Below are 9,359 nucleotides of genomic sequence, written 5' to 3' on the forward strand. Positions count from 1 at the left end.
TGGTGGAAGGCGGCTTTTGTGGTGGTTCGCACGACCGTCCAAGCCGGCTGAAGCCAGCGCTCCCGGCTGCGCCGAGCTGGTGGGCCGCTGGGTGTCTCTTGCTTGTTGGCCGTCTGGCGGGGCTTGTATCGACGGAACGTCGACACTCCTTACTAGAGGCAGATGCGGCGAAAGAGCTCGTCGAGGGGGAGCTGCATGCCGATGTAGAAGTCGCCGAATTCCGCGTAGCGGGCGGAGACTTCGTCGAAGCGCATTTCGTAGACGATGGACTTGATGTCGATGGTGTCCTTTGCGAGCAGGGTGACGCCCCACTCGTGCTCATCGAGGCCGGTGGAGCCGGTGATGAGCTGGAGGATGCGGCCGGAGTAGGTGCGGCCGGTGCGGGCGTGGCCGCCCATGAGCTCGCGGCGCGTCTCGTAGGGGAGCGAGTACCAATTGTCCGCGCCGGTGCGGCGCTTCGACATGGGGTAGAAACAGATGGCGGGCCAATCCGGGAGCACGGGGTAGAGGCGGTGCTTCAGGTAGTGGGCCATGCGGTCCTCGAAGTCCTTCATGGCCTGGGCATATTCCTCGCTGCCTTCCGTGAGGCCCTTTTCGCCGATGAGGGTCTCGGCGGCGTACTGGGCGGAGGAGGTGGTGTATTCCGAGCTCTCCGTCATGGAGAGGTAGGAGTAGGAGGGGCGGAGGATCTCGGGGCCGAGGGAGAGGGTGAGCTGCTTCTCGAAGCCGGTGGCGACCTGGAGGTCCGGGGTGAGGAGCATGAAGCCGATGTCGGCCTTTGGCGTGGCGATGGCGAAGGTGAGGAGGTGGGTGTCCTTCGTGGCGCGGATCTCCTGGACGAGCTCGGTGAGGCGGGTCTTCGCGGCGCGCTTTTCGTCATCGCCGAGGAGCGACCACTGGGCGTGGTCGATGGAGTAGAAGAGGTGCATCACGTGCCAGCCTTCGCGCGGCACGAGCGGGGAAACATTGGATTCAGGCATGGGACGGCGGAGGACGGAGGACGGAGATCGGAAGGCGGAAGGCGGAGTGCCGAGGCCTCAGCGGAGGCTGGGCAGGAGGGGGACGGAGGAGAGCTTCTTGAAGGCGCTGGCGGAGGTCTGGCCGGGCGGGGCCTCGAGCAGCTCGGCGGTCCAGTAGTCGCCCTTCCCGGCGCGGTAGGCCTGGAAGTGGGCCTGCTCGATGAAGCCGTCCGTGGCGGCAAAGGAGAAGGTGGGGCTGCCGCTGGCATCGAAGCGGCCGCCGGAGAAGCCGCGGGTGATGGCGTCGCCGACGGGCTCGCCCTGGCCATTCTTGAAGACGACGCGGAGGGAGCCGCCGGAGGATTTCCCGGGGTCGAGGGTGACTTCCACCACGGGGATCATCTGGACCTCGCGGCGGGCGACATCGCGGTCCTCGCCGGTGCGGATGGGCTCGCGCCAAAAGGTCTCCGCGGCATCCACCTCGACGGACTGGCCTTTCAGCGGGAAATCCGGATGGGCATCCGAGGCGCGGGTGAAGGAAAACTGGGTGGAGAAGCGGGTGATGATCCAGATCGCGGCGATCATGGCGACCACGGCGAAGGTGGCGATGCTGATGACCTCGGCGCGATTCAGCCGCGGGCGGAGGCTGGCGCGTGGAGTTGGCGCTGCTGATGCGGCGGCGCGGGCGCGCGGGGGCTCCTCCTCCGGTGCGGGGCTGGCGGCCTGGTGGGAATGCTGGTCGTATTCCTCATCCTCAGCGACTTCCGGGGCGGGGGCGCGGTAGGAGGGCGACGGTGTGGAAGCCGGGGCCGGTGAAGTTTTTGGCGGAGATTCTTTCCGCGGCGCGGGGGCCGGTGCTGGTGCCGGGGTGGCGGCGGGAGCAGGTGCGTTTTCCGCTTCCAGATCGCCGATTTCGTCGAGTGGCGAGTGGCGGGTGGCGGTGGACTTTGGCTCCGGGGTGAGGACGTGGAGCTCCACGGGGGGCTTCCTGTCGGGCTTTTCCTGGCCTTTTGACGCGGGGACTTCCTTTGGCGGGGCCTGGGTGGTCTTTGGCGTATCGCGCGGCTGGGGCGGGTGGGCGATGGCCGGGGTGGGGTCTTCGTCCAGATTCCACAGGTCATCCTCGGTGGTCTCGCGGGAGAGGTCCGAAAGCGCCGGGCGGCTGCGGCCCGGCAAGCCGGATGAGTTGGGTGGTTCCGCGGACATGGAAGAGGGTGGACACCGGTTTAGGAATCGCGCCGGGACTTGGCCAGAGGAAACCTCGGCCGCGGCGGGCGATGCGACTTTCCGGGGTGGGAAGTGAGGACGGAGATCGGAGGTCGGAGACCGGAGGGCGGCAGGAGCCGGAGGCGGAGCGCTGGCTTTAGCCGGCGAGTGTCCTCTTTCCTACCGGTGTTTTTTTTCAACCAAGGAGCGGCACAGAGGGACACAGATGAAGAAGGGATGGGGGGGATTGGTGATTGGGGATTGAGGGATTGAGGGATTGAGTGGGCCTTGGCGAAGGAGACTCGCCGGCTAAAGCCAGCGTTCCGCCTGCGGCACTATCCGGCTCGTTCCGATCTCCGATCTCCGATCTCCGCCTTCCCAGGGCCAAAGGCCCGGCCATCCCTCAGCCCCGGGCATCGCCCGGGGAAATAGACAGACACAGACGGGCGGCCTGAAGGGCCGCGATACGTGGCAAGCCGCTCGATCAAACAAGCCCCGCGCGCGATCCACACGGAACGCCTTCACGCAAGGCTATCGCTTCTCGGTCTCTTCCTTCCGGTGGAGACCCACCGAAACGTATCGCGGCCCTTCAGGCCGCCATAAATTCCCCGTTCGCACCCGGGCCGATGGCCCGGGCTGAGGAATTGCCGGGCCCTTGGCCCTGAGAACCCCGATCACCCAGCCCGCCATCACATCCATCTCTTATCCGCTTCGTCCTCTTCCATCCAATCACCCAATCACCATCCCTTCTTCATCTGTGTCCATCCGTGTTCATCTGCGGTTGAAGGAATCCCCCGGTCCGAAAAAACAGCACACTCGCCGGCTAAAGCCAGCGCTCCGCCTGCGGCAGCCTGGGAGCGCCGGTCATTAGACCGGCCCGAGTGGTCCTTGGCTGCGCGCTTCATCGCGGAAGTCCGCATCGCCCGCTACTGGGAGCGCGGGATTCATCCCGCCCGAGTCGGCCTTCAATGCCGACGGAGATGCGGACCACGATGGCACCGGGTGTCCATCGGCGGTGAGAATTGCTTCGGGCCGGTCTGATGACCGGCGCTCCCAGGGGGCGGGTTCCGTTCCTTTTCCGCGCAGGGTCCCTTTTTCAAGGCACCGGCATGGAGGCCGCCGCTCGTCTCACGCGGCGGTGGCGGAGGTGGAGCAGGAAGCCCCAGAAGGGGAGGAAGCAGAGAAGGATGATCCAGTAGGGAAGATAGAGCATCCAAGAACCGTGACCGAAGAAGCTGACGGAGAACTGCTTGCTCCTCTTGAAGCGCGAGGGGTCGGGCTTTGCCTGTGGCTGTGGCCCGGCTTCGCGAAAAATATCGTAGTCGGATGACTGCAACTCTTCAGCGGCGAAGATGAGGAAGGGCTGCGGAAATGGCTGGTGCTGGGAGCCCTTGTGGAGCTTATGGGGACCGCTGCTGCCCAGTCCGCAAACGGGGGTCGAGAGCGAGACCATGTGATGGATGTTGATCGCACGATCCGTGCTGGACGCGCCATAGCGCCCCAGGTCGATGTAAGCCGTATGCCTGCACGAATGCCACCACCCCACGCCGAGGGAAAGGATGACAAATAGCCCGGCCCAAAAGGTGAGCGAGCGGCGGAGCGGTCGCGGGGTCATCGTCATGCGCGAGGTCATCGTGGAGGGAGCGGGGCCTTCGCGTCTGCTCATGGCCTGCCAAGCACCCCGTCCGTCCCTGTCGCCTCTCCGCCCGTCATCAGGGTGGAGATCGCGGCGCGCTTCAGGCGGCGGGCGCGGAGCAGCAGCAGGAGGCCCCAGACGGGGAGGAAGCAGAGAAGGATGAACCAGTAGGGGAGGCGTAGAAGGAAAGTCCCGGGAGCGCCGGAATTGACCATATCCTGCAATCCCTTCCGATAGGTGTATCCTGAACGGACCGGCGGGCTGCTGCCTTCATGAGTAAGGAGGTAGGGCGATAGCGCTTCCACCAGGGGGGGTGAGAAGCCATACGAGTTGATGCGCTCCCTTGAATATTCGAACTCGCTGAGCAAGGCCGGCGCGTGGACGATGGTGAAGGAGTGGCCGTTGCTATAGAGCGTGGTGCTTCCGAGTCTCGACCATGTGTTATGAATGGTGGAGTCCCACCAGGCCCAGCAGATGAAGAGCATGAGCAAGGGCCCGGCCCAGAAGGTGATCGAGCGGCGGAGCGGGGGCGGGGGGAGATGCCCGTGGGATTGCGTGGGCGTGGTCGGGTGGGGTTGCGGATGGCTTTCAGTCATCGTGCGGGGCGCGGGAGATGTCATGGAGTGGAGGGCTGCGTGGTGCCGGGGCCGGGGCTGGAGTTGTTAGAGAGCGCGGCCTCGCTCTCGCGGTGGAGCTTTCTCATCCGCCGCCACCGCCACGCGAGCAGGGCGGACCATGGGACGAGGAAGAGGAGGATGAGGAACCAGTAGGCGAAGCGGAAGAAGCGCGAGTGCGGCGAGGGGGGATAGGTGTGTGTCTCGAAAGCGGGAGGGAACCAGTGGTAAGCCGGATCTTGCCCTTCGCTGTATGCGATGAATGTAGAAGACCCGGTGGAGTAAGGTTCTATTTCCATCCTGACGAGTCCGGGAAGTGCGGGGCCGTGGCCTGCCTCCCACGCGATCCCGGGCACCCGGACGAAAAAGCCTTCATCATAATGCATGGACCGCCAGCCGAGCCACGCGAGGAAGCCGGTGACGAGGACGCCGAGCCAGAAGGACTTCCAGCGGTAGAGGGGTCGCGGTCGCGGGCACGGGTGGGGATGCAGTGGCATTTATCTGGCGCGGGATGCTGCCGCATGATGAGGGGAAGATAGGGAGCTTGGCAATGACGCCCACCGCGGACGAATGCCCTGATCGCACGAGCCTGACCGCGAGCACCCCGGCGCGCGAACTGGAGACAGACATCCTCCGGGCGCCCCTTTACTGCCACTGGGAACGCGGAATTCAGGACACTTCTATTTATTGTTCGGATCATCGGGATTCGGACCGCCCCGTGCTTCTTCACCGCATGGCTGAAATCCAGACCGGCTTCTTCACTCACGACATCCAGTTGCGCCGCATCGATGAACTGGGAGACCCGCTCAAGGCCATCGGCGAGGCCGTCGACTTCAACCTCTTCCGCCCCTTGCTCGACCGGCTTCTCGGACCCCGCTCCACAGGCCCGGGACGCCCGCCATGGGACCGCCTGCTTATGTTCAGGATCCTCGTGCTGCAACTCGTCCGCGGCCTCTCCGATGAAAAACTCGAGTTCGAGCTCATCGACAGCGCCTCGGCCCAGCGCTTCGCCGGTCTCTCGCCCCACGACGCAGTGCCGGACTCCCGCACCGTCTGGCTCTTCCGCGACAAGCTCGCGAAATCACGGCTGCCGGGCGAGGATGGCGTGGAAGGCACCGATGGCGTCGCCGCCCTCTTCGAGGTGTTCCGCCGCGAGCTCGCTGCCAAGGGACTGTTGTGCCGCGAGGGCCGCACCGTCGATGCGATGATCGTGGAGGTGCCGCGCCAGCAGCAGGTCAAGGCGGGCGAGGTGCCCGCCGCGTGGAAGGCCAAGCCGCGCAAGCTCGCCCGGAAGGACCTCGACGCGCGCTGGATGGTCAAGCGCGGGCGCAACCACTACGGCTACAAGAACAGCATTGTCGGCGGCAACACCGACTCGTTCATCCACGGCTACGTGGTGTCACCGGCCAACGCGCACGACTCGAAGATCGTGCCGGAGTGCTTCTTCGAACCGGCGGGCGAAGGCAGCGCGAACCACGGAGACAGCGCCTATTGCAACAAGACCATCGCCGGGCGGCTGGAGTAGGCCGGGATCGCCAACCGGATCCACGTGCAGCGGCTTGCCGGCAATGTGCTGGGCGAGGAGCAGAAGCAGTCCAACCGCGAGAAGAGCAAGGTGAGGGCGCGGATCGAGCACCGGTTCGGGAGGATGAAGATGTGCCTCAAGGGGCTGTCGTTGCGGTGCATCGGTCTGGTGAGGAACCGGGCGACGATCGTGATGCTCAACCTGGTTTGCAACCTGATGGAATACACGCGCATGAGCCGCCAGGCGGTGGCGTGATGATGCCTGCCCGGCCGACGCCGGGGAGAGAGGAAGGGCAAACAGGGGTGGGGAATTGGCTGTCTGCCAGGCGAAGGCCAGTTGGTCGCGAGGGGGCTCAGACAGGGTCAATAGGGATAAATAAGAGTGCCTTGAATTCCGCGTTCCCAGTGGGGGGAGCGGAGCGCGGGGTGAGGCGGGCCGGTCTGATGACCGGCGCTCCCAGGGGGGAGGGCTGTGTTGGCGAATGCGGGGGTGCCGGGAGGCGGGGTGTGTACGCGAAAGGGCCTTCTTGGAATGAGGGGTTTTCCAAGAAGGCCGCTTGTCGGGCAGCGGTGGGTGGCTGCCGGGCTGGTGGTGTTTTTTGTGTGCGTGCGTTTCGTGCGGGACTGCTGCGGGGCGTGCTTGCTTGCGCGTGTGTGTGTGCTTCCGGGGAGAGGCTGGTGTTTGTGCGGGACGGTGGGCTGGCTGGTCAGGGATCAGGTCGCTGGGGGGAGACCGTTAGGTGAAGGGGCTGGCTGGTGAGGTGGTGCTGCGTGGACAGTGGGCCGCTGGGGAGAGGCTGTGCTGTGCGTGACTGCGTGTGACTGGCTGGTCGGGTGGTCGGCTGATTAAGGGTCTGATCGCTGGGGAGCGACTGTGTGGTGAGCGGATGGCTGGTGAGGTGGTCTTGCGTGGACAGTGGGCCGCTGGGGAGAGGCTGTGGTCTGTGTATTGCGTGACAGTTGGCTTCTGGGGAGAGGCTGTGCTTTGCGTGACTGCGTGTGGTTGGCTGGTCGAGTGGTCGGCTGGTCGGGACTGGGTCGCTGGGGAGAGACTGTGGTGTGAGCGGATGGCTGGTGAGGTGAGTGGCGTGACAGTGGGCCGCTGGGGAGAGGCTGTGGTCTGTGTATCGCGTGACAGTTGGCTCTTGGGGAGAGGCTGTGTTCTGTATGTTGCGTGACGGCTGGCTTCTGGGGAGAGGCTGGTTTTGCGTGAGAGTGGGCCTTTGGGGAGAGGCTGGGAAGTGGTGCGGGGCGTGGGCGGGGGCGCTGGGGATTTGCGCTTTGGCTGATGCCCTTGGGAGCGGGGTCAGTGGCGGCTCTGGCGGCGGCGGAGGCCGAGCAGGGGGAGGGCGAGGGTGCCGAGGAGGAGGGCGGTGGGCTCGGGGATCTGGCTGGCTCCGGTGCCGGTATTGGAGTCGGCGGGGAGGAGGGTGATTTGTTCGCCATCGACGAGGGCGACGTGGCGGCCGGGGACGCGGCCGGCTTCTCCCTGATAGGCTCCCCAAGTGTGGTCGCGGAGGGTGTGGTTGTCGCTTTCGAAGCCGCTGCCGGTGGCATTGGTGAAGACGATATTGTCCCAGGTGGTGCCGGCTTGGGCGTAGAAATTGACGAAGGCGTAGGGTTCGCCGTAGTTGCCGCCGGAGTTGGAGCCGGTCTGGGGATTGCCGCGATACTCGGTGTGGGGGAGGATGGCGTCGAGGAGGGTCTGGGTGGTGAAGCGGGCGACGAGGGTTTCGCCGCTGTAGAAGGCGAGGACGTTTTGATTGTCGCCGGCGGACCACCAGAGGCCGAAGTAGCCGGTGGCCTGGTCGAGGTGGAGGGTGGTGGTATTGACGCCGCCGGCGCCCTGGAGGGCGTACTGGGTGCCGGAGGGATCACCAGCGCCGCCGTAGATGTCGGCGGGGCGGACGGTGAGGTGGTCGTAGGTGCCGACGGTGTGCCAGGTGACGTCGGTGAGGTCGCCGGTGGGGAGGGTATTGAAGTCGAAGACCTGGGTGTGGCTCAGGGTGGAGTTGTATTGGCCGGGGGCCTCGGCGTAGCTGACGATGATGGCGGCGTCGGCTTTGTCCTGGTAAAGGAGGGCGGTGATGGCCGCGAGGAGGGCTGCGAGGTAGGGGAGAGGACTCGTCGTGATGCGGTGCATGACGAGTGAGGTATGTGGCGGTTTTTTATGGTCGGTAAATGTGAATTGTTAAGTCCCCGTAGGAACCCTATTACGCCATCGCGGGGGGTGGGTTTTTTGGGGGGATTTTTCCACGTAGAACTACTGAAAACGAGTGTTCTAACGGGGGTCTGGGAGGGGCGGATACGTGCGTATTTCGGGTAGGGTGTGGGGGTGGTAGGGGAGGTTTTTGGGGGCGGGGATTGTGCGGGGTGAGCGGGGGTGGGTGAGCGGTGGAAGAGTGGGGTTCGGGACCAGGATAGATGGGATGGATGGGATCGGTTGCTGGGGGGCTTGGGATGGTGGGTTTTTTCAACCGCAGATGGACGGGATGTACGCAGATGAAGAGGGGATGGGATGGATGGGGATAGGCTGAGGGGTTTGGGACCAGGATGGATGGGATGGATGGGATCGGTTGCTGGGGGGCATGCGATGGTGGGTTTTTCAACCGCGGATGGACGGGATGGACGCAGATGAAGAGGGGATGATGATGGGGGGGTATGGGGCCGGGATGGATGGGATGAAGAGGTTGGGTGCTGGGGGGATGGGATTTTTCGACCACGGATGGACACGAATGGACACGAATGGACACAGATGAAGAGGGGGTGGTGGGGGTGATCGGGGTGTGGATACTATGGGTGCAGTAGTTTGGTGTGGCGGGGGATTGGCGGAGCGGTGGGTTTGGCCGGCGGGTGTGTGGGGTGGTTTGGGGATGATTGAATTACTATTAAGATAGTAGTTTGTCTTGTGGGGCTGGGGTGTCGAGGGGGCTTTGGGGAAGGGTGGGGTGCTGGCGTTGCCGGGGGTGTGTTTGCCTTTGGTTTGCCGGGGCAGGCTACGTGCCGACTGAAGTCAGCACTCCGCCTGCGGCGGCTTTGGGGGAGGTTTCGGGCGGAATAAATTCCGCGTTCCCAGTGGGAGCGCTGGTGAGGGGTGGGCACAAAAAATGGGAAGATGCACCCGCCATGATTGCTGGGTGCATCTTCCCGGGTTTTTCCGGGGGGGAAGGGGCGTTGTCCTCCGCCATTCCCCGGGGGAAAAAATGAAAATGATCAGGCGAGGAGGGTCTCTTCTTCCTTCTCTTCCTTGTCCTTCTTCTTCTTGTCACCGGCGAGGAGGGTTTCTTCCTCCTTCTCTTCCTTGTCCTTCTTCTTCTTGTCGCCGGCGAGGAGGGTCTCTTCCTCCTTCTCTTCCTTGTCCTTCTTCTTCTTGTCACCGGCGAGGAGGGTTTCTTCCTCCTTCTCTTCCTTGTCCTTCTT

7 protein-coding genes and 1 pseudogene are annotated in these 9,359 nt (G+C 64.4%); 1 reads left to right on the top strand and 7 read right to left on the bottom strand.

Annotation, left to right across the window (positions count from 1 at the left end; genetic code table 11):
• Nucleotides 1-152: 152 nt before the first annotated feature.
• The 5 genes from hemQ to OKA04_RS24275 all read right to left on the bottom strand — a co-directional run bounded on the left by hemQ (nucleotide 153) and on the right by OKA04_RS24275 (nucleotide 4,912).
• Nucleotides 153-980: a hydrogen peroxide-dependent heme synthase gene (gene hemQ, locus OKA04_RS24255; RefSeq protein ID WP_264503824.1), complete on the bottom strand. Its 828-nt coding sequence runs from the start codon at nucleotides 978-980 to the stop codon at nucleotides 153-155.
• A 57-nt stretch (nucleotides 981-1,037) separates the two neighbouring features.
• The gene (locus OKA04_RS24260) at nucleotides 1,038-2,165 is read right to left on the bottom strand and encodes a hypothetical protein (protein WP_264503825.1); all 1,128 of its coding nucleotides are present in this window, start codon (nucleotides 2,163-2,165) and stop codon (nucleotides 1,038-1,040) included.
• A 1,096-nt stretch (nucleotides 2,166-3,261) separates the two neighbouring features.
• Complete coding sequence (locus OKA04_RS24265) at nucleotides 3,262-3,831, bottom strand: hypothetical protein (RefSeq protein ID WP_264503826.1); 570 nt, start codon at nucleotides 3,829-3,831, stop codon at nucleotides 3,262-3,264.
• Nucleotides 3,828-4,286, bottom strand: a complete 459-nt coding sequence (locus OKA04_RS24270; RefSeq protein ID WP_264503827.1) for a hypothetical protein — start codon at nucleotides 4,284-4,286, stop codon at nucleotides 3,828-3,830. The genes OKA04_RS24265 and OKA04_RS24270 overlap by 4 nt, the downstream gene beginning before the upstream one ends.
• A 131-nt stretch (nucleotides 4,287-4,417) precedes the next feature.
• A complete protein-coding gene (locus OKA04_RS24275; protein WP_264503828.1) occupies nucleotides 4,418-4,912 on the bottom strand; it encodes a hypothetical protein in 495 nt (164 codons plus the stop codon).
• A gap of 236 nt (nucleotides 4,913-5,148) precedes the next feature.
• Between OKA04_RS24275 and OKA04_RS24280 the strand changes: the two are divergent.
• Nucleotides 5,149-6,195, top strand: a pseudogene (locus OKA04_RS24280) (IS5 family transposase).
• Between the two features lie 1,050 nt (nucleotides 6,196-7,245).
• Here the strand turns inward: OKA04_RS24280 and OKA04_RS24285 are convergent.
• Together OKA04_RS24285 and OKA04_RS24290 are read right to left on the bottom strand one after the other, a co-directional pair.
• Nucleotides 7,246-8,082 (bottom strand): Npun_F0296 family exosortase-dependent surface protein, encoded by an 837-nt coding sequence (locus tag OKA04_RS24285; RefSeq protein ID WP_264503829.1) that lies wholly within the window; start codon nucleotides 8,080-8,082, stop codon nucleotides 7,246-7,248.
• 1,070 nt (nucleotides 8,083-9,152) lie between these two features.
• Nucleotides 9,153-9,359: hypothetical protein (locus OKA04_RS24290; protein ID WP_264503830.1), on the bottom strand; the 207-nt coding region annotated here is incomplete at its 5' end.

Source organism: Luteolibacter flavescens (genome assembly GCF_025950085.1).
GTDB lineage: Bacteria > Verrucomicrobiota > Verrucomicrobiia > Verrucomicrobiales > Akkermansiaceae > Haloferula > Haloferula flavescens.

What these genes read in the sequence shown, in the direction of transcription:
- hemQ (WP_264503824.1), bottom strand. Translation starts at nt 980, where the DNA reads ATGCCTGAATCCAATGTTTCCCCGCTCGTGCCGCGCGAAGGCTGGCAC.
- OKA04_RS24260 (WP_264503825.1), bottom strand. Translation starts at nt 2,165, where the DNA reads ATGTCCGCGGAACCACCCAACTCATCCGGCTTGCCGGGCCGCAGCCGC.
- OKA04_RS24265 (WP_264503826.1), bottom strand. Translation starts at nt 3,831, where the DNA reads ATGAGCAGACGCGAAGGCCCCGCTCCCTCCACGATGACCTCGCGCATG.
- OKA04_RS24270 (WP_264503827.1), bottom strand. Translation starts at nt 4,286, where the DNA reads ATGCTCTTCATCTGCTGGGCCTGGTGGGACTCCACCATTCATAACACA.
- OKA04_RS24275 (WP_264503828.1), bottom strand. Translation starts at nt 4,912, where the DNA reads ATGCCACTGCATCCCCACCCGTGCCCGCGACCGCGACCCCTCTACCGC.
- OKA04_RS24285 (WP_264503829.1), bottom strand. Translation starts at nt 8,082, where the DNA reads ATGCACCGCATCACGACGAGTCCTCTCCCCTACCTCGCAGCCCTCCTC.